We start from the raw sequence: 22497 nt of genomic DNA on the forward strand, positions 1-22497 counted from the left end.
ATCAGGTTGGCCCGAGTGTCTCGCAATCCGTGCCGCGCGCATCGAGACGGCGGCATGTCAGTGCGGCCATATCTTCCGTTAGGCCGAGGAAATTCGCGTCGTAACCCTTGTTCGTCTTCACGACTTTCCGGAGTGCGCCGTCGAGCATTTCGACTTCCGTCAGAGCCGTTTTCAAGAGCGCCTTACGGGCTTCGTATTCGCTCGTGTAGGTACCAATGTTGACGCCGTAGTAGCGGCTGCCAGACGTGGAAATGCGGGTCACGACTTCGGGTGCGGTGGCCGCCGTCGCAGGCGGTGGCGTCGTGGCGGACGGAGTGACTTGGAGTGAGGCCAGCTGCACTTGTTCCGGCCGTGGCGTTGGGGCGATGGCCGGGATAGCCGCGGGCTTGGCGCGTGCCGTCTCCGCGAGAATCGTGCTTGCCTCAAGTGTTGCGGCCTGCGCTGCGGTCAGGAGCAACGCCTCTTCCTCCGCTTGGGCAAGGGCGTCCATCACATCAGATGACGCCGCGAGAAGCAGTTCTTCCTCTGCAGGTTCCAGCTCTGGCGCAGGGCGCAGTTTTGGAATCCGGCTTTTCTCCATGTTGATAGAGACCCGAATGATTTTCGATGCAACGTCCGGCGCATCCTGATTGCCTGCGACCATAATGGCCCCGTTGCTCGATTTTCCGAGATAGGGCGGCACTGCAGGTTTGACTGTTTTGACGTTCGTTGGCGCGCGTTTGAAGCCGAGGTCCATGAGTTCAACCACCTTCGCGTTACGGGAGACCGTCGAGCGACCCCCCAAAACTGTCGTGATGATGCGCTCATTCCCATGGCGCGCAGAAGCCGTCAGGTTGTAGCCCGCTGCGGAGGTAAAGCCCGTCTTGATGCCATCTGCTCCAGGATAGGAGTTCAGAAAGCGGATGTTGGTGTGGCTCACCGTGCGAACACCGGCGTCGGCGGTCTTGCGCGAGAAGATGTTGTAGTAGTCTGGGTAGTCGTAAAAGACATGGCGCCCGAGAACGGTCATGTCCCGCGCAGTCGAAAGGTGTCCGGCTTCGGTCAAACCGTTCGCGTTCTTGAAGGTCGTGCGGGACATTCCCATCGCTTTTGCTGTCCGATTCATCCGGCGTGCAAATGCGGCCTCCGAGCCTTCAATCGCTTCACCGATCGCTGTGGCTGCGTCGTTGGCAGACTTCACGGCAGCCGCGCGGATCAGGTAGCGGAGTTTGATTTGTTGCCCTGCTTTCAGCCCGAGTTTTGAGGGCGGCTCAGATGCGGCATTGCGGGACACAGTGACCAAGGTGTCGAGCGTAATCTCACCGTGTTCGACAGCTTCGAACGCGATGTAGAGAGTCATCATCTTGGTCAGGGAAGCGGGGTGGAGGCGCGTATCTGCGTTGGTGGCGTGGAGGACTTTGCCGTTGCGGGCGTCCATAACCAGCGCGGCGTATTCAGCCGCCGCCGCGCGTATGGCCGAGGTCGCCAGCATCGCCAAAGCGATCAGTAGAACTAGGAATCCATGTCGGAAAACGGCACGCGGCACGGACCGCGCCTGCACGTTGCTCATCATCATAACTCTGCCTCAACCTGCCGGATCATTTCGCCCAGCTTTAATTGGGAACACGCTAACACAGGCGGCCGTTTCAGAAAACAGCCAATTTTCAAGGGTTTCCAGAGGGTGCAGAGATGCAACGCCATATCTGGTGGCCAAGGCCGGGTTGGCTACCACATATTTGAGGGACGTGCGCTCGCGATATTTCAGTTACCGAGAGATGGAGTAGATCAAATCCGGAAGGACGGTGATAGACGGCAATTCGCGAAACCGTGGATGGTCTGTTGGTGGTTCAGCGTGTTCGATTTCCCACGTGTAATTGTGAGGCACATAAACGCCCCATGCGCCGGCCTCAATTGGCGGAATCACGTCAGATTTCATAGAGTTGCCGACCATCATCGCCTCGGATGGAGTGATGCCGTGGCGCGCGAAAATTTCTGCGTAAACCGGCTGTGTCTTCGCGGACACGACCTCTACGCCGTCGAACAGATCGCCAAGTCCCGATTGTGCAAGCTTGCGCTCCTGGTCGAGGAGATCGCCTTTCGTGACCATCAGGATGTCAAAATCCTGTGCGAGCGTTTTGATCGTCGTTTCCACCCCGTCTAAGAGATGGATGGGATGCCGCAACATATCCTGCCCCGCGGCGATTAATTCTGAGATGACGGAGGCGGACACGCGCTCTTCTGTGACCTCGATTGCGGTTTCGATCATCGTCAGGACGAAGCCCTTAATGCCGAACCCATAGTGCCCGAGATTGCGCCGCTCCGCCTCCAAGAGACGTCCCGAGAGATGATCCGGATCCGTGAAATCCTTGAGCAGGTCGGCGAATCGCTCTTGGGTCATTCGAAAGAATTGTTCGTTTTCCCAAAGGGTATCGTCGGCATCAAAGGCGATTGTTGTGAGTTTATCGGTCATATGATCGGCGCTCCTTTGCGCCTTTGGGCATAACGCTCTTTATTCGGTGGCAAAAGGGGCTATATAAACGCTCCAACTTCCTGAACCGCGACATAGAATATTTGGAGAGTTTGAGAGTGACCTTGGCGCCTCAACTTATGGCAGACAACGACGACGGCTCGAATGATGATGGTGATGTCGGTCTCGCGCTCAAAACGCGCCCGAAGACCAAACGTCCGCCGCTCTACAAAGTCATGCTGCTCAATGACGACTACACGCCGATGGAATTCGTCGTGCTCGTTCTCGAACGCTTTTTCGGCATTGGTCACGGTCAAGCGACTGAAATCATGCTGACCGTCCACAAAAAAGGTCTCGCGGTCGTCGGGGTTTTCCCGTTCGAGATTGCGGAAACCAAGGTGCATCAGGTGATGGACTTCTCGCGTCGTCATCAGCATCCGCTGCAATGCACGATGGAAAAGGAATAGGCGTTTCGCCTTTTCACGATGCTCGCCGCGCGTCTTCCCTTACTTCTTGAACCGCTGACCGCTGACACGCGGGTGGTGATTTATCGCCCGCGCGCGGAGGACGTGTTTCCCGATGTTCTTTCGGGCGTGAAAGTGCAGATTGTGCAGGGTTTCAAGCCCGACGCCGATGCGTTTTCTGCGCGTGGGTTCGAGGTCGTGACCAACGCGCAGGCCGAGTTCGATCTCGCTATCGTCGCTGTCCCGCGTTCGAAACTCGAGGCGCGCGCACTGATCGCAGATGCGGCTTCGCGGGCCAAACGGGTGATCGTCGATGGCCAAAAGACGGATGGTATCGACAGCCTTATCAAAGACATCAATAAACGCGCCTCATCGCCCCAGTCCGTGTCCAAAGCACACGGCAAGGCGATTGCTTTCTCGGATGGAGATTTTTCTGATTGGGCGGATCCGGGGCCGCTGCATCTGATCGACGGGTTCGTGACGCGTTTGGGTGTGTTCTCTGTCGACCGCGTTGATCAGGCGTCGAAGCTGTTGGTTGAGGCGCTGCCGGAAAAACTGCCGGCAAAGGTTGCCGATCTCGGGGCTGGTTGGGGCTATCTTTCCCGCGCGATTTTGGCGCGTGAGGGCGTTCGGGAGTTGCACGTAGTCGAGGCCGAAGCAGCGGCCCTCGCGTGTGCCAAAGAGAACCTCGATGATCCGCGGGCGCAGTTCCATTGGGAAGATGCGACCCGATTTTCGCCTACGACCCGCTTGGATGCAGTGATCATGAATCCCCCGTTCCACACGGCGCGTGCGGCTGATCCGTCGCTCGGGCAGGCATTTATCGCCAATGCCGCGCGTATTCTCGCGCCGCATGGTGAATTGTGGCTCGTGGCGAACAAACAGCTGCCATATGAGGCGACACTCGCTGCGCATTTTGGCAGCTATGATCAGTTAGCAATCACTGGCGGTTTCAAATTGCTTCACGCCGCGAAACCCCTTCGCAGATCCGGCCCGAGTGCCTAGGGTAGGCGCAAGTCAATCAGGGAGACACCCGCTATGAGTTTTTCGATCGAGGGCAAAACCGCCATCGTGACCGGAGCTGCCAACGGAGTTGGCCTCGCTGTTGCACGCCATTTTCTGGCGCAAGGCGCCAACGTGATGTGCGCCGACATGGATGAGGCAAGCCTGAGTGAGCAATATGGTGAAGAGGCTGAGGCGGAAGATGCGCGCATCGCCTATTTCGCGGGGGATCTGCGGCAAAAGCTCACGGTGGCGAACCTTCTCTCGGCTACCATAGATGCGTTTGATGGTGTCGATATTCTGGTCAATGCATCCCGTCAGGTTGCTATGAGCGAGCCGCTCTCCGAGTTGGAGGACAATGTGTCCGACCTCATGGACCAAAACCTGATGACCGCGCTGAGACTGACCCAGCAAGTCTCTAAATGGTGGATCAAGCAGGGTGAGAAATCCGAAGACTCTGAGGACGTAATGGGGTCCATCGTAAACCTGTCCTCGATTGCGGCCCGACGCTGCCAGCCCGAATTGTTGGCCTTCTCGATTTCATCGGCTGCCGTCGATCAGATGACGCGCGCAATGGCCGTCGCCTTGGCACCGCACCGAATTCGTGTGAATGCGGTCGCCTTTGGCTCTGTCATGAGCCGCTCCCTGAAAGACATGCTCGCGGATAATCCGGACTATCGGTCCGAGATTATTGCCAAGACGCCAATGGGGCGTGTTGCATCCGCCTCAGAGGTCGCTGAAACGGTGCAATATCTCGTGTCCGACTGCTCCGGTTTTATGACTGGTCAGATCCTGACCGTCGATGGCGGGCGCACGCTCGTTGATCCGGTGCATGCGCCAACGCACTGATCCTCATTCGGGATACTCGATCTTGCAGGCTTCGATTCCGGCGCTCGCCTGAACCGATAGTTGCGCCTCTTTCGCCTTTAGAGCGGCAAGTTTCGCGGCTTCGCCGTCAAGATCGATGGATTTCGGAACGAGGCGAGTTTCGAAGTCCGGGACGCGACAGTATTGCGGCGCACCATTTACGTCATATCCACAAATTTCGGTGTCGTATTCGAGGAACTGTCGTTCTTCGAGAGCGTAGCCACGCGCGATATTGCCCTCTGCTTCCGCGATGAAGCTCTGCACCTGCCGGAGGTCTTTTGTGGCTCGTGAAATGCACATTTGCTGTTCGGAGCAGGCCGCCAGCAGCGGCAGAACAGCGAGCGGGATAAACCAGCGCATTGGGAACTCCTTCTCTGAGACATATGTCAGGATAGCAATTTCTGAAGGTGATGTAAGGTCGCTTGCCGTCGCAGGGGCCTAGCTGTTACCAGTGGTCCGGCTGAGGCAAGGAGAGATCGCAATGACCGATGAAATGAAGTCAGAAAAAGAACGGGCCAGCAGCTGGTTCCGTCAACTGCGCAATGACATCGTTGCGGCTTTTGAGGCCTTGGAAGACACCCAGACGACCGGACCGTTCGCCGAAGAGCCCGCCGGGCGTTTCGAAGTGACCGAAACCAAGCGCACCTCTGATGACGGATCGGATGCTGGCGGCGGGCTTATGTCTGTCATGCGCGGTGGTCGGGTATTCGAGAAGGTTGGCGTCAACGTCTCGACGGTTTACGGCAAACTCGGTGAACGGGCGCAGATGGCGATGGCTGCGCGTAAGGGCCTGCCGGGCATGAAAGAAGATCCGCGCTTTTGGGCAGCTGGGATTTCGCTCGTGGCGCACATGCAAAACCCGCACACCCCTGCCGTTCACATGAATACACGCATGTTCTGGACCCCGCACGGATGGTGGTTCGGCGGCGGCTCTGATCTCAATCCTTGCATCGAATATAAAGAGGATACGGCCCAGTTTCATGCGGTTCAGAAAGAACACTGTGACCGTCACGATCTCGCGTATTACCCGCGTTTCAAGGAATGGGCTGACGAGTATTTCTTTGTCCCGCACCGCGGTAGAGCACGCGGCGTGGGTGGCATCTTTTTTGATGATCACAACACTGGCGACTGGGAAAAGGATTTTGCTTTTACCCAAGACGTTGGCCGCGCCTTCCTGCCTGCTTTCCTCGGCGTGACGGAAAAACGCCGCGATACCCCGTGGACTGAGGCCGACAAAGACGCGCAGCTCGTCCACCGTGGCCTCTATGCCGAGTACAACCTCGTTTATGACCGCGGGACCAAGTTCGGCCTTGAAACCGGTCATGACGCCAATGCGGTTTTGATGTCTTTGCCGCCGATGGCGAAGTGGGTCTGACCCTCCGTGTTCGGTGACGGGCTCTGGGCCTTCATCCTAGCCAGCTTCGCCATTGAGGCGACGCCCGGACCGAACATGGCCTACCTTATCGTGCTCGCGGCAACCGAAGGACGCCGTGCCGGATACGCCGCTGTTGCGGGTGTAGCGCTTGGTCTGCTTATTGTCGGACTTTTGTCGGCCCTTGGTCTGGCAGCTTTGATCTCTGCCTCCCCCGTCCTGTTCCAAGCGTTGCGTTGGGCCGGAGTGGTTTATCTTCTGTGGCTCGCCTATGACGCGTGGCGTCCGGAGAGGCCCGAGGAGAATGCGTTTAGGAGCAAGAACGCCCGCTATTTCCGGCGCGGATTGATCGTGAACCTCCTGAATCCGAAGGCAGCGGTGTTCTACATCGCCATGCTGCCGCAGTTCGTGTCGAGAGAGGCGGCCATTCTCACGCAGACGATCACGCTATCTCTGGTCTATGTGGCCGTTGCAACGGTGGTGCACGCCTCGCTCGTGACGCTCGCGGATATGGCGCATGGCACGCTCACCGATCCCGTCCGTCGCAAGATCGTGCGCCGTGCGATGGCGTGCACGTTGGTCGCCATCGCTGCTTGGTTCGCGTTCGAAACAGCCTGATCAGGCGTTTTCGCGGAGGGTCTCGATCATCAGGCTGACGTTGTCCGGATCAGCATCCGGCGTAATCCCGTGGCCGAGGTTGAAGATGTGCGGCCCCTTGGAGAACGCATCGCGCACGTGGCGCACTTCGTCGATCAGAGCCTGTCCACCCGTCACCATGTGCGAGGAGGCGAGGTTGCCCTGCACGCAGCCGTCGACCTGAACATTCGCGGCGCCCCATTCCGGCGTCACGGAATTGTCTAGCGCAACGCAGTCCACGCCGGTCTTCTTGTGGAAGCCGATATAGCCGTCACCGGCTTCACGCGGGAAACCGATGACCGGAATGCCCGGGTGACGATCTTTGAGGGCGGCTGTGATCTTGCGCGCGGGTTCGACGGCGTATTTCTCAAACGCTTCACCCTTGAGGCTGCCGGCCCAGCTATCGAAGATTTTGACGACTTCTGCGCCCGCTTTGATTTGCTCGTCGAGGTATTCGATCGTGCCCTCGGTCAGAAGGTTGATGACCTTCTCGAAAAGCGCGTTGTTGTTCTCGCGCATGGCGTGGGCAGGGCCTTGGTCCTTCGTGCCGCGACCGGCCAGCATGTAGGTCGCCACGGTCCACGGCGCACCTGCAAAGCCGATCAGCGTCGTTTCCTTGGGCAACTCACGGGAGAGAATGCGCACGGTTTCATAGATCGGCGCCAAGGTCTCGTGGATGTCGTCTTTGCCTTTCAGAGCATTGAAATCCGCGTCCGTGTCGATGGTCGACAGACGCGGACCTTCGCCCGTCACAAACCAGAGATCAGACCCGAGCGCCTGAGGCAGCAGGAGAATGTCGGCGAAGAGGATCGCGGCATCGAACCCGTAGCGGCGGATCGGCTGCAATGTCACTTCGGCGGCGAGATCGGAATTATAGCAGAGCGACAGGAAATCGCCGGCTTCGGCGCGGGTCGCGCGATATTCCGGCAGATAGCGACCGGCCTGACGCATCATCCAGATCGGGGGCACTTTTTGGGTCTCGCCCTTGAGCGCCTTGAGGATCGTCTTTTCGGTCATACCAATCTCCATATTCGTGTCCGCTGTTGGTCCCTTTCCCGCGCGCTTTTGTCAAGGCTATCGCGCGTTTTCCGTGCTTGTCAGGCGGATGCGTCGGAGGTAAGCCTGCCTCATGACTTTGACGCTTCCGACCCCCGCTTCACCGCTGAAAATCGGCACCCGTGGCTCGCCTCTCGCGCTCGCGCAGGCAGAAGAGACCCGTGCGCGTCTGATGGAGGCGTTTGATCTGCCGCTTGAGGCATTTCGGATTGTCACGGTTTCGACGCGTGGTGATCGCGTTCAGGATCGGTCCCTGCGAGAACTCGGCGGAAAAGGGCTCTTTTCCAAAGAGATCGAAGATCGTCTTTTGTCTGGCGAAGTGGATATTGCGGTTCATTCGACGAAAGATATGTCCGTGTATCAGCCGGATGGATTGATCCTCGACACCTTCCTACCGCGCGAAAATCCGTTTGATGCGTTCATCACGCTGGATGGGAAGCCACTCTCAGAATTGCCTCTGGGTGCTGTGGTCGGGTCGTCTTCTTTGCGTCGTAAAGCGCAGTTGTTGAACAAGCGGCCTGATCTCCAAGTGATTGAATTCCGTGGATCCGTTCAGACGCGTCTGCAAAAGCTAGAAAACAAGGTAGCCGATGCGACCTTCCTCGCGATGGCAGGGTTGAACCGGCTTGGCTATGACGATGTGCCGCGTCAGGCGGTGACCGCAGAAGAAATGCTGCCTGCCGTCGCGCAGGGGGTGATTTCTATCGAACGTCGTGTGAGTGATGCGGACGTGGCAGAGATGCTCAGCGCGCTTCACCACGACACCACGGGTCAGGCGATGGAATGTGAACGCGCGTTCCTGACCAAACTCGACGGGTCTTGTCAGACGCCGATTGCGGGTCTCGCTGAGATCGACGGCGGCACGGTGCGCCTGCGCGGTGAGATACTTCGCACGGATGGCTCCGAGAGCCTCGTCGATGACATGTCCGGACCGGTTGAAGATGCGGCGGAGATTGGCGTCGAGATGGCGACCAAACTCCTTGAGCGCGCGGGCGAAGGCTTCTTCGACTGGAAATAACGCTTAGGGCAGCGTTTTGCCGGGGTTGAGAATGCCTTTCGGATCGAAGGCCGCCTTGATCGCGCGCATCATGTCGAGCGCGACGGGGTCTTTGCGGCGTTCCATTGAACTCAGTTTCGATAGGCCAATGCCGTGTTCGGCGGAGAACGAGCCGCCCATCTCGCGCACGATGTCCTCGACCGCTTCCATGACGGGTTCAGCCATTTCTTGAGTGCTCGGGTAGACGGTGTAATGGATATTACCGTCGCCGAGGTGTGCAACGGGGCAGGTCGCGAAACCCGGGTCGAGGTCGCCCAAGATTTTGTCCGCACGCGCGAGGAATTCTTCGACCTGATCGAGCGGTAGGCACAGGTCATTGATCACGACCGGTTTGATCGCGACAGAGATTTCGGCGGCGGCTTCGCGGATGTCCCACATCAGACGGCGCTGCGTTTCCGATTGGGCAAGCGCTGCGTCGGTGACGAGACCTTCTTCGAACAGAGCGGCGAGGCTTTCTTCGAGATGCGTCACGAGAGGAAGCTGGCCATCCTCGTCCGGCGTGCAGTCATAGGGAACCGTTGAGCCGATTTCGAGAAAGACGGTGTGGTCCTGATCATGACCGAGCGGCGGGGTCAGGTCGGCGCGGAACTTCTTGAGATTCGTCATATAGGCGCGCGGCATGTATTCAAACGCCTCGACCATCCCGCCGGTGCGGGTTTGAAGCGTGTTCAGGAGCTTCAGTGCGCCTGAGAGACTTGGGACCGTCACCATCGCAGTCGCATAGGCGCGCGGGGCAGGGGTGAGTTTGAGTGCAGCGGCAGTGATAACGCCGAGCGTGCCTTCGGAGCCAATCATCAGATCGCGCAGGTCATAGCCGGAGTTGTCTTTGTGAAGCTGGCTCATCAAATCGAGCACGCGCCCGTCCGCGAGAACGACTTCCAGTCCGAGGCAAAGATCACGCGTGTTGCCGTAGCGCAGGACGTTAGACCCGCCGGCATTCGTGGCGAGTGTGCCGCCGATTTGCGCGGAGCCCTTCGCGCCGAAATTCATTGGATAGCTCAGGTCGTACTCGGCAGCCGCCTCATGCAACGTTTGCAGGATGACACCCGCCTCGACGACGGCGACCCGTGCATCCGCTCGGATTTCGCGAATGGTGTTCATGCGCCCGAGGGACAGGATGAGCAGACCCTCCGCAGCCGTAGCGCCGGTGAGGCCAGTGTTGCCGCCCTGCGGAACGACTGCCGTGCCAGTTTCTGAGCACAGCGCCAAAATCGCGGAGACCTCTTTTGTCGTGGACGGCCGCGCGACCGCAAGCGGCATCGTGGGGTATTTGCCGATCCAATCCTCACCGTAGGGACGTGCCTCCTCACCAGTCAGAACATGAGGGGTGATTTCTCGGAGGCGCGACAGAAAATCCATGGGAGGTCCTTGTTCGATGGGCAATGAGGGTGTCGGGTAATTTTCCATGAATGGCAAGCCGCAATAATAAGTCGCCCCGCGCGATAGGCGCGGGGCGTGTACCCGGGGGGGTAAACGGGTCCGTCCGGCGTGCGGGCGGGTTACACAGCAGAAGAGTGCTGTGCTTGTGTCATGTCATAGGCGTCGAAGTGGCGTGCGATCATGCGTGTCAGCGGCTTTGCCTCTTCGCGGATCACGATGCGTTCCGACGAGATGTCGAGCATGTCGGGGAACGCAGCCTGCGCTTCAGTCGCGAAGGCGTCGAAGGCCTCTTGCGAGAGATCAAAGCGTTCCGCCAGTTCGTCGGCTTCGACGCGGAAGTCGCACATCAGGGCTTCGATAATCCGGCCACGCAGATGGTCCTCTTCGGTGAACACGTGCCCTTTCGCAATCGGGAGCTTTCCGGCGCGGACTGCGGCCTGATATTTGGACGTAGACGGCTCGTTCTGCGCAAAACCCTGCGGGTATTTCGCAATCGAGGAGGCACCGATGCCAACCATCGTCTGGCATTTGTCGTCGGTGTAGCCTTGGAAGTTGCGGCGCAGCTTCCCGGTGCGCAAGGCGACCTCAAGCCCGTCCCCCTTTTTGGCGAAGTGGTCGATGCCGATCTCGACGTAGTCGTCCCAGACAAAGAGATCCCGCGCGACGTTGAACAGTTCGAGGCGCTCTTCCGGTGTCGGGAGTTCGTCCGTCGGGATCATGTTCTGACGACGCGCCATCCAAGGGACGTGCGCATAGCCGAACAGGGCCACACGGTCGGGAGACAGCGACAGGAGTTTCTGCACGCTCTCGGAAATCTTTTCGACGCTTTGACCCGGCAGCCCATAAAGGATGTCGGCGTTCAAGGAGCGGATACCGCGCGCGCGCAGACCTTCGACAGCGGCGAGCGTTGTCTCGTAGGATTGGATGCGGCCAATGGTTTCCTGAATTTTTGGGTCGAAGTCCTGAACGCCGATCGAAGCGCGGTTCATTCCGGCCTCAGCCAGCGCATCGAGACGCGCATCGTCGATTTCGTTCGGATCGATTTCGACGGAGAATTCGTAATTGCCGGAGAACGGCGCAACGTCTGCAATCGCGGCGGACAGATCGCGGATCATACCGGCTTCCAAAAGGGTCGGCGTCCCGCCACCCCAGTGCAAATGCCCGATTTCAATTCCCTCGGGGAGTTGCGTTTTTACGAGCTTTAATTCCGCCTTCAGGGTTTCGACATATGCTGCAACAGGGTCCGCTGTTGTCGTGCCTTGAGTCCGGCACGCGCAAAACCAACACAGGCGTCGGCAGAACGGGACGTGCACATATAGAGAGATCGGCTGCGACACGTTGAGGTAATTCAGCCAATTCTGCACAGCAGTCTCATCGACGGCATTATTGAAGTGCGGTGCCGTCGGGTAACTTGTGTATCTGGGGACACGAGCATCAAAAAGCCCGAGCTTGCGGAGTTGCGTGTGTTTGTTCATAGCGTTACGCTCTAGCGAACCAATGGTCTGGTGCATTGACCCAGATCAAGAAAAGCGAGCACGCGCATGAACGGTATTGTTTTCGATCATAAAGAATGTGGGTCCTGTCCGATTCGACATCGCGCAGTTTGTGCGCGCTGTGACGCAGATGAACTCGAAGAACTCGATTCTATTAAATACTACCGTTCTTACGAAGCCGGTCAGCCGATCGTATGGTCGGGAGATCGCATGGATTTTGTCGCCTCGGTTGTAACCGGCGTGGCCTCTCTCAGCCAAGCGATGGAAGATGGACGGACGCAGATGGTCGGTCTGCTGTTGCCATCCGATTTTCTGGGTCGTCCGGGACGTGATGCGGCGCCTTACGATGTGGTTGCCGTGTCGAACCTGACGCTCTGCTGTTTCCGCAGAAAACCGTTCGAACAGATGATGATCCGCACGCCGCACATCGGTCAGCGACTTCTCGAGATGACATTGGACGAGCTCGACGCTGCGCGGGAGTGGATGCTGATTCTCGGTCGCAAAACTGCACGGGAAAAGATTGCGTCGCTGATGGCGATTATCGCGCGTCGAGATGCGTCGCTGGCGTTGTCCAGTGCAGAGGACGGGATGTCCTTCGAATTGCCGCTGACCCGTGAAGCGATGGCTGACTATCTTGGTCTCACCCTCGAAACCGTGTCGCGTCAGATTTCCGCGCTCAAACGCGATGGAATCATTACCCTCGAGGGCAAACGCCACGTGATCATTCCCGACTTCGACCGTCTTCAGATCGAAACCGGCGATGATATGGACGGCGGCTTGATGATCTGATTTTCGATCAGAAAGATTCGTTCTATCAAATGCTTGAAATGAAAACCGCCCCGGAAACCTAGGTTTCGCGGGGCGATTCTTTTCGTAAAGCTCGGATGTTTCCGGACTTAGTGGGCCATCAGCACCGGAATCTCAGCGAGTTCGAGCATGTGGCGTGTTGCGCCGCCAAGGATCGATTCGCGGAAGCGCGAGTGACCGTAGGCACCCATCACGAGCAGGTCTGCATCTTTGTCGCGAATCTGGCGGCACAGCACGTCGGAGACACGCGGCATGGTTTTCGCGAGGACAGATACCTCTGCACGAACGCCGTGACGAACGAGCATCTGGCAAAGCGAGCCACCTGGATCGGAGCGATCCGGGCCATGTTGCGGCGGATCAATGATGGTGATGTCGACGAGATCAGCCTTTTGCATGATCGGGAGGCCGGAGCGCACGGCACCAAGAGCTTCTGCGCTCTCGTTCCATGCCACGACGACTCGATCAATTTTCTCTGGGACGTCTGCGGTGTCTGGCACAACGAGCACAGGCACGTGACCGGAGAAGAGCGCGGCTTCAAGAATCTCTTCATGTTCGTGACCACGGCCCGGACCATACGGACGCGGGAGCACGACCACATCAGAGAAGCGCAGGAAATGTGCGAGCTGCGGGGTCAGGCCGGCCATTTGTGCCGTGATCGGGTTGGTGACCCAGGAAATTTCTTCCGCCTTGAGATAGTCAGAGACTTCTTCCTCGATTTTGCGGCTGTCCTGCTGGGCCTGTTGCAGGTTGTCCTGCAGGGCCATGGCATTGGTGCCGGCATAATAGAAGCCGGGTTGGGTGCGGTCGAGGCCGAGGCAGATCACATCGAGATGCCCCTCTTCGCGACGGGCAAGAGAAACCGCCGCATCAAGCGCGTGACGGTCTGCCTCCATGTTGCACATGATGGTTGTGATGGTTTTGAAGGGCATTGTCGCCTCCATTGGGCAGTGTCAATTACGACTTAGACTGTGCGCCTCCACCAAAAGAAGCGCTTTGACCAAGATCAACAAAATCGACCAGCCGCGACATAACGCCCTCGGGTTCATCAAAATTTAACTTTGTATAAGCGGTTTCAGGACGCAAAGTGTCCGAGCGAACAGGAAGTGGCGGGTTATCCGTGAAAATTTATGAAAATCGGAAATCTGCGCTCGAATTTTCGTTATCTGGCGCGTTTTGACTCAGATCAATGCTGGTCACAGAGATGTGAGACAAACGACAAAGTGTCGAAACCCGTGGGTCGAATGCGGGACGACTATGCCCTGACAGAGGGCGAATGAACGAAGGGACGCAACATGTGGAACTACATTAAGCTGGCAGTGCTCGGGATCGCCGTGGTCCTGTTCGGCCTTGCCGCAAACTACGGGCGCGATTTTGGATACCAAGTCCATGCGCTCATTTTCATGGCCGCTTCGGCCATCACATTTATCTATACCCTGCGCACCATGGGCGACGTCAAACCGGCTCCGACCGGCTATCTTGACGGTGTTGTCCGCGCGGGCGTAATCGCAACTGCCGGCTGGGGCGTTGTGGGCTTCCTCGCAGGGACGTTCATTGCCTTTCAGCTGGCGTTCCCGCAGTTGAACTTCGAGTTCCTGCAAGGCTACGGCAACTTCGGTCGCCTGCGCCCGCTGCACACCTCTGCGGTGATTTTCGCATTCGGCGGCAACGCCCTGATCGCTTCCTCCTTCTACGTCGTGCAGCGGACCTCTGCAGCGCGTCTTTGGGGCGGCAATCTCGGTTGGTTCGTCTTCTGGGGCTACAACCTCTTCATCGTGCTGGCCGCGACCGGTTACCTGCTGGGTGTGACCCAATCCAAAGAATACGCTGAGCCCGAGTGGTACATCGACCTTTGGCTGACCATCGTTTGGGTTGCATACCTGATGGCCTTTATGGGGACGATCTTCACCCGTAAAGAAAAGCACATCTATGTGGCCAACTGGTTCTACCTGTCGTTCATCATCACGATCGCGATGCTGCACATCGTGAACAACCTCGCAGTTCCGGTGTCCATCCTCGGGTCCCGTTCGGTTCAGGTGATGTCCGGCGTGCAGGATGCCATGACGCAGTGGTGGTACGGCCACAACGCTGTGGGCTTCTTCCTGACCGCAGGTTTCCTTGGCATGATGTACTACTTCGTGCCGAAACAGGCTGAGCGTCCGGTCTTCTCCTACAAGCTGTCGATCATCCACTTCTGGGCTCTGATCTTCCTGTACATCTGGGCTGGCCCGCACCACCTGCATTACACTGCGCTTCCTGACTGGGCATCGACCCTCGGCATGGTGTTCTCCGTGATCCTGTGGATGCCGTCCTGGGGTGGTATGATCAACGGTCTGATGACGCTGTCCGGTGCTTGGGACAAACTGCGCACTGACCCTGTCATTCGTATGATGGTGATCTCAATCGGCTTCTACGGCATGTCCACCTTTGAAGGTCCGATGATGTCCATCCGCGCAGTGAACTCCCTGTCTCACTACACTGACTGGACAATTGGCCACGTGCACTCCGGTGCTCTCGGCTGGAACGGCATGATCACCTTCGGTGCTCTCTACTTCCTCGTGCCGCGTCTGTGGAACCGTGAGCGTCTCTACTCGCTCAGCCTCGTGTCCTGGCACTTCTGGCTCGCCACCATCGGCATCGTGCTCTACGCAGCGTCGATGTGGGTGACGGGTATCATGGAAGGCCTGATGTGGCGCGAAGTTGATAGCCAAGGCTTCCTCGTGAACGCTTTCGCTGACACCGTTTCCGCGAAATTCCCGATGTACGTGCTGCGTGCTTTCGGCGGGGTTCTGTTCCTCACCGGCTCCCTCATCATGTGCTATAACCTCATCATGACCGTGCGTCGCAGCCCCGTGAAAGCGGACGAAGCTGCTGCCGTGCCGGCAGAATAAGGGAGGGTTTGAAGAATGGGCCTTCTTGATAAGCATAAGATTCTTGAAACCAACGGCACACTTCTCATGGTCGGCGCCCTTCTGGTCGTCACCGTGGGCGGGATCGTGGAAATCGCTCCTCTGTTCTATCTCGAGAACACCATCGAGGATGTAGAGGGCGTGCGCCCCTACTCCCCGCTGGAGTTGACGGGTCGGGAAATCTACATCCGCGAGGGCTGCTACGTCTGCCACTCGCAGATGATCCGCCCGATGCGTGACGAGGTGGAGCGCTACGGTCACTACTCTCTGGCAGCGGAGTCGAAATACGACCACCCGTTCCAGTGGGGGTCCAAACGGACTGGTCCTGACCTTGCCCGTGTTGGCGGACGTTACTCCGACGCATGGCATGTGGACCACCTGACCAACCCGCAGTCCGTTGTGCCTGAATCCGTGATGCCGAAATACGGCTTCCTCGCGGACCGTTACATCGAGCCTGAATACATTCAGGACCTGATGAAGACCCACCGCATCGTTGGGGTGCCTTACACCGACGAACAGATCGAAATGGCCCAGGAAGATTTCATGGCCCAAGCCGATCCGTGGGGTGACTACGACGTCGATGCAGTCGTCGAACGTTACCCGGGTGCTGTGGTGTCGAATTTCGACGGTCAGGACGGAATCACGGAGATGGATGCCCTCATCGCTTACATGCAGATGCTTGGCACCTTGGTCGATTTCTCGACCTTCACTCCGGATGCCTCCCGGTAAGGAGCTGATGTGATGGATATCGACTATCACATTCTCCGCGAATTTGCCGATAGCTGGGTGCTCTTGGCCATGTTCGTATTCTTCGTTGGCGTGGTGATCTGGGCGTTCCGCCCGGGTTCCCGCTCGGAGCATCGCGACACGGCAGACATCGTCTTCCGGCATGAAGATAAACCCGCCGAAAAGGAGGCGAGGACATGAGTAAGAAAGAAGTGGAAACGACAGGCCACTCGTGGGACGGGATTGAAGAGTATAACAATCCGCTCCCGAAGTGGTGGCTCTATACCTTCTACGTTTGTATCGTTTGGGGTGTTCTCTACACGATCGCGTTCCCGGCTTGGCCGCTCGTAAAAGGCGCGACCGAAGGTGTTCTGGGCTGGTCCACACGTGGACAGGTCGAAGAGAAAATTGCTTCGTTCGAGGAAATGAACGCTGCAGTGAACGCAGAGCTTGCTGCTGCCGACGTAACCGAGGTGATGCCAGAAACCGACGTTTACAACTACGGTGTAAACATGGGCGCCGCTGTGTTCCGTGCGAACTGTTCGCAGTGCCACGGTTCCGGTGCGGCTGGCAACGTTGGCTACCCGAACCTGCTCGACAACGACTGGCTCTGGGGCGGCACCATCGACGAGATCGCCTACACCATCCAGCATGGTGTTCGGAACGAAACCGACGATGCGCGTTATTCTGAGATGCCGAAATTCGGTGCTGACGAACTCCTCGAAGCCGAACAGATTGATCAGGTCGTGGAATACGTCCTGCAAATCTCCGGTCAGGAATACGACGCGGCTCTCGCAACCGAAGGCGCCGTTGTTTTCGAAGAGAACTGTGCAGCCTGTCACGCCGAAGACGGAACCGGTGACATCTATCAGGGCGCTCCGAACCTGACCGATGTGATCTGGCTCTACGGTGGTGATCGCGAAACGCTCCACGAGACCGTTTACAACGCTCGCTTCGGCGTCATGCCGGCGTGGGGTCAGCGTCTGACCCAAGCTGAAGTAAACGCAGCCGCTCTCTACGTCCACTCTCTGGGTGGCGGCGAATAACATCCGAATCCGGGCTCACAAGGCCCGGGTTGCGGCACCGGCCCTTGATCCTGTTCGCGCGTTTCTTCGGGGTCGGTGCCAACAACTTTCAAACACCGCGTCCAATCGGGCGCGGTGTTTTTTGTGGGATGAAATCTCTCCCAATTGAGAGAATCGCACATCTCATCAGAGGTTTAGAAACGCACAAACGCTCCTCGAAACTGCCCCGAGGCAGGATGTCGCGTGGCTAAGGGGTTTTTTTAATGCATGTTTGTGCCCGGAGGCCAAAATGCTTGATCCACATCAAGGCTCCGATCAGGCCTCCCGCCCATTAAGGTGCAAACGCGAACAGTGCGAAAAGGCAATGCTCCATGAGCTCTACCGACAACAATCCCGATACAAAACTCTATGCATCCCGGGAGCCGATCTTCCCGCGTCGGGTCAAAGGCAAATTCCGGAACCTGAAGTGGATCATCATGGCGATCACGCTGGGTATCTATTACCTTTCGCCGTGGATTCGCTGGGACCGTGGACCTGCATTGCCGGATCAGGCCATTCTCGTGGACCTCGCCAATCGCCGCTTCTTCTTCTTCTGGATCGAGATCTGGCCGCATGAATTCTACTTCATCGCGGGCTTGCTCATTATGGCGGGTCTCGGCCTCTTCCTGTTCACATCCGCTGCCGGACGCGTCTGGTGCGGCTATGCCTGTCCGCAAACCGTTTGGACGGACCTTTTCATTCTGGTTGAGCGCTGGATTGAGGGCGACCGCAACGCGCGCCTGCGCCTGCATCGCCAGAAGAAAATGGACATGCGCAAATTCCGCCTGCGCGTGACGAAATACATTACGTGGATCCTGATCGGTCTGGCGACAGGTGGTGCTTGGGTTTTCTATTTTACTGATGCTCCGACGCTCCTTATCGACCTCGTGACCGGACATGCGCACCCGATTGCCTATCTCACGATGGGCATCCTGACCGCGACGACCGTTTTCTTTGGCGCTATCGCACGCGAACAGATTTGTATTTATGCCTGCCCGTGGCCGCGTATTCAGGCGGCGATGATGGACGAAGACACGCTCGTCGTCGGCTACCGTCACTGGCGCGGCGAACCGCGCGGCAAGCACCGTAAGGGCGAAGGCGCGGACAAGCTCGGTGATTGTATTGACTGTATGGCCTGCGTGAACGTCTGCCCGATGGGCATCGACATCCGCGATGGTCAGCAGCTTGAGTGCATCACCTGTGCCCTTTGTATCGACGCATGTGACGAGATGATGGACAAGATCGGCAAGCCGCGCGGCCTGATCGATTACATGGCCCTCACCGATGAACCGCGCGAAATCGCAGGCGAAGAGCCGAAGCCGGTTTGGAAACACATCCTCCGCCCGCGCACGATCCTTTACACGGTGCTGTGGTCTGCTGTGGGTATCGCTCTCGTCGTTGCACTCTTTGTTCGTTCGGACATCGACATGACCGTCGCGCCGGTTCGGAACCCGACTTACGTGATGCAATCTGACGGGGCGATCCGGAACATTTACGACCTCCGTCTACGCAACAAACAGGGTGAAACACGTGAATTCCGTGTTAGCCTCACAGGTGATAAAACGCTGATCGTGACGCTTCAGGACGCTGACAACGAGGCCGGTGATACGATTGCCGTAAACGCAGATGAAATGCGCATCGTGCGCGCCTATGTTGAAGCTCCGGCTGGGTCCAAGGCGGCGACGTCTGACCGGACAGAGTTCACCTTCTGGGTGGAAGATGGCGTTGCGAATGAACGTGTCTCCGTTGAGACAGTGTTTAACGGAAGAGGACAGTAAAACATGGCGCGCGAGATTACTGGCAAACACGTTCTGATCTGGACGGTGTCCGCCTTCGCAGTGATCATTGGGGTAAACGTCTTCATGGCTGTTCAGGCCGTGAAGACATTCCCGGGTCTGGAAACCGCCAACTCCTACGGGGTGTCGCAGACGTTCAACCGCGACAAAGAAGCCCAAGAGGCACTTGGTTGGGCCGTCGAGGCCATCGACGATCAGGAGAACCTCTACGTCTACATCCGTGATGAGGAAGGGAACCCAGTCGAAGTGGCGGAGATTTCTGGCACCCTCGGACGTGCGACCACTGTGGCGCAGGATCAGGATCCGGAATTCGTCTTCAACGGTGAGGCCTACGTCGCTCAAACTGGTGTTTTGGATGAAGGTAACTGGAACTTCCGTATGGTTGCTACGGCGCTCGATGGCACAGCCTTCAACCAACGCATCGTCATCCACGTCAAGCGATAGAGAGAGCTGATGTCAGAGGTTCAAATCTCGGCATGTCCGGCCTGTGTTGCCGCCCCTGCCGCCGAAGAAGCCGCGCACGCGCGCGATGTTCAGGACACCCGCTTTGTCCTGTCTCTGCCGGCGATTTACTGTGCGGCATGTATTTCCGGCGTTGAGCGCGAATTGACGAAGCAGCCGGGCGTTCGTGCGGCACGCGTCAACCTGACGCTGAAACGTGCGCAGATCGAGGCTGAGGAAAGTGTCTCTGTCGACAACCTGATCTCTGCCCTGACGTCCGCTGGCTATGAAGCCTACGAACTCGACGCGAGCGCGATTTCCGCGACTGAGACCGACAAAAAAGGCCGCGCCATTCTCACGCGCATCGCCGTCTCCGGCTTTGCGATGATGAACGTCATGCTGTTGTCCGTGGCGGTCTGGTCGGGCGCGTCTGACGTGACGCGCGATCTGTTCCATTGGATTTCAGCGGCGATTGCGTTGCCTGCAATTGCCTATGCGGCACAGCCGTTTTTCGTCTCTGCATGGGGCGCGCTGCGGGCCAAGCGTCTGAATATGGACGTGCCCATATCTCTCGCGATCCTTTTGGCCGGCGGCATGTCTCTATTTGAAACGATGGAGTCGGGTCATCACGCCTATTTCGATGCCGCGCTGTCGCTGACTTTCTTCCTGCTGTCCGGTCGCTATCTCGATTACCGGACCCGCTCCGTGGCGCGCTCGGCTGCTGAAGAACTCGCCGCGCTCGAGGTGCCGCGGGCGACCTTGGTGGACGGGACGGTCGTGTCGATCAAAGACATTGCAAAGGGCGACTTCGTTCGCGTTGTTCCGGGTGCGCGTGTTCCGGTCGATGGCATTGTTGTCGAAGGCGCCTCTGAACTGGACCGTTCTCTGCTGACCGGTGAAAGCCTGCCGGTCGAAGCGGGCGTGGATACCGTTGTGTCCGCTGGTGAAGTCAACCTGACTGGCCCATTGGTCGTGAAAGTGACGGCGGCAGGCGAGGACAGCTCTCTGCATCGCATGGCCGATCTCGTCGCGATGGCGGAGACGTCGCGCAACAAATACACCTCGCTCGCGGATCGTGCTGCGCAATTCTATGCGCCTGCGGTGCACCTCTTGGCGCTCGCGGCGTTCCTCGGTTGGGTTGTTGCGACAGGCGACATCCGCCTCGCGCTCAACATCGCCGTGGCTGTTCTGATCATCACCTGTCCCTGTGCGCTCGGCCTCGCTGTTCCGGCGGTGACGACGGCGGCGTCCGGTCGGCTTTTCCGCGCGGGTATGCTCATCAAATCCTCGACTGCGATTGAACGCCTCGCAGAGGTAGACACGGTTGTTTTTGACAAGACAGGCACCCTCACTGAGGGGCGACCGGAATTGTCCAATCTCTCAGACATTCCCAAGGACATGCAGTCGGTTGCGATGGCTTTGGCGGCAGGGTCCGCGCATCCGCTATCGCTCGCGCTCTTTGATGCGGCGCGTGCGGCAGACGTGATGCCCGCAGCTGTGACCGACATCCGAGAGGTTCCCGGTCAGGGGGTCGAAGGACAGTTCGAGGGTCAGACGGTGCGGCTCGGTCGCGCAACTTGGCTCGGCGCAGATGCGCTCGGTCAGACCGCGACCTATCTCAAGGTTGGTGACGCGGAGGCCGTGGCCTTTACTTTTATCGACCATCTCCGCGAGGGCGCAGACGAAGCCGTTGCCGCGCTCAAGAAACAGGGCAAGGACGTTGTTCTCCTCTCCGGTGACGGGCCAGCTGCAGTCGCGGAACTCGCGACGCGGATTGGCATTGATGCGTGGGATGCAGAGTGCCTGCCGGAAACCAAAGCGCTGCGCGTGGCCGAGTTGACCCGTTCGGGCCGTAAAGTCCTCATGGTCGGCGATGGCCTCAATGACACGGCTGCTTTGGCCGCCGCGCATGTGTCGATCTCTCCGGCTTCGGCTTTGGAAGCCACGCGGGTCGTGTCCGATATGGTCCTGCTTGGCAAATCTCTCGCCCCCTTGGGCGAGGCCACACAGGTCTCGGTCTCTGCGACGAAGCGGATCAAAGAGAATTTCAACATTGCGGCACTCTATAACCTCGTCGCGATCCCGATCGCGCTTGCGGGGTATGCAACGCCGCTTGCAGCCGCTCTTGCAATGTCCGCCAGCTCCGTCACAGTCTCGCTCAATGCTTTGCGTCTGAGAGGAAAACCATGAACGTTCTCGTTTACCTCATCCCGATTTCGATCTTTCTGGGTGGCTTGGGGCTGGCCGCGTTCTTCTGGACCATTCGCTCGCGACAGTATGACGACCCCGACGGGGACGCCAATCGCATCCTGACGGGCGACTACGACGATCATCCGAAAGATTAATCTTCGGCTCGGGCTGCGAGGTCCGCGACGTAGGGCCCCAACTCAGCGACAATGAGCGCGACGCCTCTGCCGTTCGGATGGATGCCGTCCGGTTGCATGTAGGTCTGGAGCGTTGCGTCCATGTCGGCATTCTTTAGAAGCGGGCCGAGGAAGCTCTCGAAATAGAGGGCACCGAACTCGTCTGCCAAATCCGGATAGATCGCCTCGAAGTCGGCTTTGTAGTCCGTCCCATAGTTGCTCGGCGCGTTGATCCCGACCAGCAGGACGGGCACGTCTTTCTCCGAGGCCGCGACCATAATCCCGCGCAGGTTCTCGCGGGCGGTCTCCGGCGCAATACCCCGAAGCACATCATTTCCCCCGAGCGCGACGATCATCGCATCAATATCCGGAGTGAGAGTCCAGTCGACACGTGATAATCCCCCCGCCGTCGTATCGCCGGATACGCCGGCGTTCACAATCGTGACATCGAGCGCCTTTTCGTTGAGCCAATCTTGCAATTGGGCTGTGAATCCCTCCTGCTGGATCAGGCCGTAGCCTTGGGTCAAACTGTCCCCAAGTGCAGCAATTCGAACGGGTTCCGCGACCGCCGCTCCGGCTGTGAGGGCAAAAGAAGCCGTCAAGATGAGCCGCGCCGTACGG

At 58.3% G+C, this 22497-nt stretch carries 23 protein-coding genes; 15 read left to right on the top strand and 8 right to left on the bottom strand.

The window, feature by feature from the left end; genetic code table 11:
* Nucleotide 1 precedes the first annotated feature (1 nt).
* On the bottom strand, nt 2-1552 hold the full coding sequence (locus LA304_RS12930) for a D-alanyl-D-alanine carboxypeptidase family protein (RefSeq protein ID WP_396022194.1): 1551 nt from the start codon (nt 1550-1552) through the stop codon (nt 2-4).
* 192 nt (nt 1553-1744) lie between these two features.
* Complete coding sequence (locus tag LA304_RS12935; RefSeq protein ID WP_224503577.1) at nt 1745-2449, bottom strand: HAD family hydrolase; 705 nt, start codon at nt 2447-2449, stop codon at nt 1745-1747.
* 137 nt (nt 2450-2586) lie between these two features.
* Between LA304_RS12935 and clpS the strand changes: the two genes are divergently transcribed.
* From clpS to LA304_RS12950, 3 genes are read left to right on the top strand one after another with little or no spacing between them, the layout of a single operon-like run.
* Nucleotides 2587-2913, top strand: coding sequence for an ATP-dependent Clp protease adapter ClpS (clpS, locus tag LA304_RS12940; RefSeq protein ID WP_224503578.1), 327 nt, complete (start codon nt 2587-2589; stop codon nt 2911-2913).
* Nucleotides 2914-2931: 18 nt separating this feature from the next.
* Nucleotides 2932-3915, top strand: coding sequence for a class I SAM-dependent methyltransferase (locus LA304_RS12945; RefSeq protein ID WP_224503579.1), 984 nt, complete (start codon nt 2932-2934; stop codon nt 3913-3915).
* A 33-nt stretch (nt 3916-3948) separates the two neighbouring features.
* Complete coding sequence (locus LA304_RS12950) at nt 3949-4761, top strand: SDR family NAD(P)-dependent oxidoreductase (protein WP_224503580.1); 813 nt, start codon at nt 3949-3951, stop codon at nt 4759-4761.
* A gap of 3 nt (nt 4762-4764) precedes the next feature.
* On the opposite strand, the gene LA304_RS12955 is transcribed toward LA304_RS12950, so the two are convergent.
* A complete protein-coding gene (locus tag LA304_RS12955; RefSeq protein ID WP_224503581.1) occupies nt 4765-5139 on the bottom strand; it encodes a hypothetical protein in 375 nt (124 codons plus the stop codon).
* A gap of 121 nt (nt 5140-5260) precedes the next feature.
* Between LA304_RS12955 and hemF the strand changes: the two genes are divergently transcribed.
* On the top strand, nt 5261-6154 hold the full coding sequence (gene hemF / locus LA304_RS12960; RefSeq protein ID WP_224503582.1) for an oxygen-dependent coproporphyrinogen oxidase: 894 nt from the start codon (nt 5261-5263) through the stop codon (nt 6152-6154).
* A 6-nt stretch (nt 6155-6160) separates the two neighbouring features.
* On the top strand, nt 6161-6769 hold the full coding sequence (locus LA304_RS12965; RefSeq protein WP_224503583.1) for a LysE family translocator: 609 nt from the start codon (nt 6161-6163) through the stop codon (nt 6767-6769).
* On the opposite strand, the gene hemE is transcribed toward LA304_RS12965, so the two are convergent.
* Entirely contained in the window at nt 6770-7804 is a 1035-nt protein-coding gene (gene hemE / locus LA304_RS12970; protein ID WP_224503584.1) for a uroporphyrinogen decarboxylase, read from the bottom strand. It abuts the gene before it with no gap.
* A 112-nt stretch (nt 7805-7916) separates the two neighbouring features.
* On the opposite strand from hemE, the gene hemC reads away from it, so the two are divergent.
* Nucleotides 7917-8861 (top strand): hydroxymethylbilane synthase, encoded by a 945-nt coding sequence (gene hemC, locus LA304_RS12975; protein ID WP_224503585.1) that lies wholly within the window; start codon nt 7917-7919, stop codon nt 8859-8861.
* Between the two features lie 3 nt (nt 8862-8864).
* On the opposite strand, the gene LA304_RS12980 is transcribed toward hemC, so the two are convergent.
* On the bottom strand, nt 8865-10259 hold the full coding sequence (locus tag LA304_RS12980; protein ID WP_224503586.1) for an FAD-binding oxidoreductase: 1395 nt from the start codon (nt 10257-10259) through the stop codon (nt 8865-8867).
* Between the two features lie 140 nt (nt 10260-10399).
* Nucleotides 10400-11755 (bottom strand): oxygen-independent coproporphyrinogen III oxidase, encoded by a 1356-nt coding sequence (hemN, locus tag LA304_RS12985; protein WP_224503587.1) that lies wholly within the window; start codon nt 11753-11755, stop codon nt 10400-10402.
* Between the two features lie 66 nt (nt 11756-11821).
* Here hemN and fnrL point away from each other — a divergent pair, with 66 nt between their 5' ends.
* Nucleotides 11822-12562 carry a transcriptional regulator FnrL gene (fnrL, locus tag LA304_RS12990; RefSeq protein ID WP_224503588.1) on the top strand — a complete coding sequence of 247 codons (741 nt, stop codon included), beginning with the start codon at nt 11822-11824 and terminating at the stop codon, nt 12560-12562.
* A gap of 107 nt (nt 12563-12669) precedes the next feature.
* On the opposite strand, the gene LA304_RS12995 is transcribed toward fnrL, so the two are convergent.
* Complete coding sequence (locus LA304_RS12995) at nt 12670-13509, bottom strand: universal stress protein (RefSeq protein ID WP_224503589.1); 840 nt, start codon at nt 13507-13509, stop codon at nt 12670-12672.
* Nucleotides 13510-13872: 363 nt separating this feature from the next.
* Between LA304_RS12995 and ccoN the strand changes: the two genes are divergently transcribed.
* The 8 genes from ccoN to ccoS all read left to right on the top strand — a co-directional run bounded on the left by ccoN (nt 13873) and on the right by ccoS (nt 21858).
* Entirely contained in the window at nt 13873-15468 is a 1596-nt protein-coding gene (gene ccoN / locus LA304_RS13000; RefSeq protein WP_224503590.1) for a cytochrome-c oxidase, cbb3-type subunit I, read from the top strand.
* 15 nt (nt 15469-15483) lie between these two features.
* Nucleotides 15484-16215, top strand: a complete 732-nt coding sequence (ccoO, locus tag LA304_RS13005) for a cytochrome-c oxidase, cbb3-type subunit II (protein ID WP_224503591.1) — start codon at nt 15484-15486, stop codon at nt 16213-16215.
* Nucleotides 16216-16227: 12 nt separating this feature from the next.
* Nucleotides 16228-16413 carry a cbb3-type cytochrome oxidase subunit 3 gene (locus tag LA304_RS13010; protein WP_224503592.1) on the top strand — a complete coding sequence of 62 codons (186 nt, stop codon included), beginning with the start codon at nt 16228-16230 and terminating at the stop codon, nt 16411-16413.
* Entirely contained in the window at nt 16410-17258 is an 849-nt protein-coding gene (gene ccoP, locus LA304_RS13015; RefSeq protein ID WP_224503593.1) for a cytochrome-c oxidase, cbb3-type subunit III, read from the top strand. Before LA304_RS13010 ends, ccoP begins: the two co-directional genes overlap by 4 nt.
* Before the next feature lie 350 nt (nt 17259-17608).
* Nucleotides 17609-19054 carry a cytochrome c oxidase accessory protein CcoG gene (gene ccoG / locus LA304_RS13020; protein WP_224503594.1) on the top strand — a complete coding sequence of 482 codons (1446 nt, stop codon included), beginning with the start codon at nt 17609-17611 and terminating at the stop codon, nt 19052-19054.
* Between the two features lie 3 nt (nt 19055-19057).
* Nucleotides 19058-19516 (top strand): FixH family protein, encoded by a 459-nt coding sequence (locus LA304_RS13025; RefSeq protein ID WP_224503595.1) that lies wholly within the window; start codon nt 19058-19060, stop codon nt 19514-19516.
* 9 nt (nt 19517-19525) lie between these two features.
* Nucleotides 19526-21703, top strand: a complete 2178-nt coding sequence (locus LA304_RS13030; RefSeq protein WP_224503596.1) for a heavy metal translocating P-type ATPase — start codon at nt 19526-19528, stop codon at nt 21701-21703.
* A complete protein-coding gene (ccoS, locus tag LA304_RS13035; protein ID WP_224503597.1) occupies nt 21700-21858 on the top strand; it encodes a cbb3-type cytochrome oxidase assembly protein CcoS in 159 nt (52 codons plus the stop codon). The genes LA304_RS13030 and ccoS overlap by 4 nt, the downstream gene beginning before the upstream one ends.
* Here ccoS and LA304_RS13040 read toward each other — a convergent pair.
* Nucleotides 21855-22478: an arylesterase gene (locus LA304_RS13040; protein ID WP_224503598.1), complete on the bottom strand. Its 624-nt coding sequence runs from the start codon at nt 22476-22478 to the stop codon at nt 21855-21857. The genes ccoS and LA304_RS13040 overlap by 4 nt on opposite strands.
* Between the last annotated feature and the right edge of the window lie 19 nt (nt 22479-22497).

This window comes from Celeribacter litoreus, from assembly GCF_020165855.1.
Taxonomy (GTDB): Bacteria; Pseudomonadota; Alphaproteobacteria; order Rhodobacterales; family Rhodobacteraceae; genus Celeribacter; species Celeribacter litoreus.

What these genes read in the sequence shown, in the direction of transcription:
- hemC (WP_224503585.1), top strand. Translation starts at nt 7,917, where the DNA reads ATGACTTTGACGCTTCCGACCCCCGCTTCACCGCTGAAAATCGGCACC.
- LA304_RS12945 (WP_224503579.1), top strand. Translation starts at nt 2,932, where the DNA reads ATGCTCGCCGCGCGTCTTCCCTTACTTCTTGAACCGCTGACCGCTGAC.
- hemE (WP_224503584.1), bottom strand. Translation starts at nt 7,804, where the DNA reads ATGACCGAAAAGACGATCCTCAAGGCGCTCAAGGGCGAGACCCAAAAA.
- ccoG (WP_224503594.1), top strand. Translation starts at nt 17,609, where the DNA reads ATGAGCTCTACCGACAACAATCCCGATACAAAACTCTATGCATCCCGG.
- LA304_RS13030 (WP_224503596.1), top strand. Translation starts at nt 19,526, where the DNA reads ATGTCAGAGGTTCAAATCTCGGCATGTCCGGCCTGTGTTGCCGCCCCT.
- LA304_RS13025 (WP_224503595.1), top strand. Translation starts at nt 19,058, where the DNA reads ATGGCGCGCGAGATTACTGGCAAACACGTTCTGATCTGGACGGTGTCC.
- ccoN (WP_224503590.1), top strand. Translation starts at nt 13,873, where the DNA reads ATGTGGAACTACATTAAGCTGGCAGTGCTCGGGATCGCCGTGGTCCTG.
- hemN (WP_224503587.1), bottom strand. Translation starts at nt 11,755, where the DNA reads ATGAACAAACACACGCAACTCCGCAAGCTCGGGCTTTTTGATGCTCGT.
- LA304_RS12980 (WP_224503586.1), bottom strand. Translation starts at nt 10,259, where the DNA reads ATGGATTTTCTGTCGCGCCTCCGAGAAATCACCCCTCATGTTCTGACT.
- LA304_RS13010 (WP_224503592.1), top strand. Translation starts at nt 16,228, where the DNA reads ATGGATATCGACTATCACATTCTCCGCGAATTTGCCGATAGCTGGGTG.
- LA304_RS12950 (WP_224503580.1), top strand. Translation starts at nt 3,949, where the DNA reads ATGAGTTTTTCGATCGAGGGCAAAACCGCCATCGTGACCGGAGCTGCC.
- LA304_RS12995 (WP_224503589.1), bottom strand. Translation starts at nt 13,509, where the DNA reads ATGCCCTTCAAAACCATCACAACCATCATGTGCAACATGGAGGCAGAC.
- clpS (WP_224503578.1), top strand. Translation starts at nt 2,587, where the DNA reads ATGGCAGACAACGACGACGGCTCGAATGATGATGGTGATGTCGGTCTC.
- LA304_RS12935 (WP_224503577.1), bottom strand. Translation starts at nt 2,449, where the DNA reads ATGACCGATAAACTCACAACAATCGCCTTTGATGCCGACGATACCCTT.
- ccoO (WP_224503591.1), top strand. Translation starts at nt 15,484, where the DNA reads ATGGGCCTTCTTGATAAGCATAAGATTCTTGAAACCAACGGCACACTT.
- LA304_RS12930 (WP_396022194.1), bottom strand. Translation starts at nt 1,552, where the DNA reads ATGATGAGCAACGTGCAGGCGCGGTCCGTGCCGCGTGCCGTTTTCCGA.
- ccoP (WP_224503593.1), top strand. Translation starts at nt 16,410, where the DNA reads ATGAGTAAGAAAGAAGTGGAAACGACAGGCCACTCGTGGGACGGGATT.
- ccoS (WP_224503597.1), top strand. Translation starts at nt 21,700, where the DNA reads ATGAACGTTCTCGTTTACCTCATCCCGATTTCGATCTTTCTGGGTGGC.
- fnrL (WP_224503588.1), top strand. Translation starts at nt 11,822, where the DNA reads ATGAACGGTATTGTTTTCGATCATAAAGAATGTGGGTCCTGTCCGATT.
- hemF (WP_224503582.1), top strand. Translation starts at nt 5,261, where the DNA reads ATGACCGATGAAATGAAGTCAGAAAAAGAACGGGCCAGCAGCTGGTTC.
- LA304_RS12955 (WP_224503581.1), bottom strand. Translation starts at nt 5,139, where the DNA reads ATGCGCTGGTTTATCCCGCTCGCTGTTCTGCCGCTGCTGGCGGCCTGC.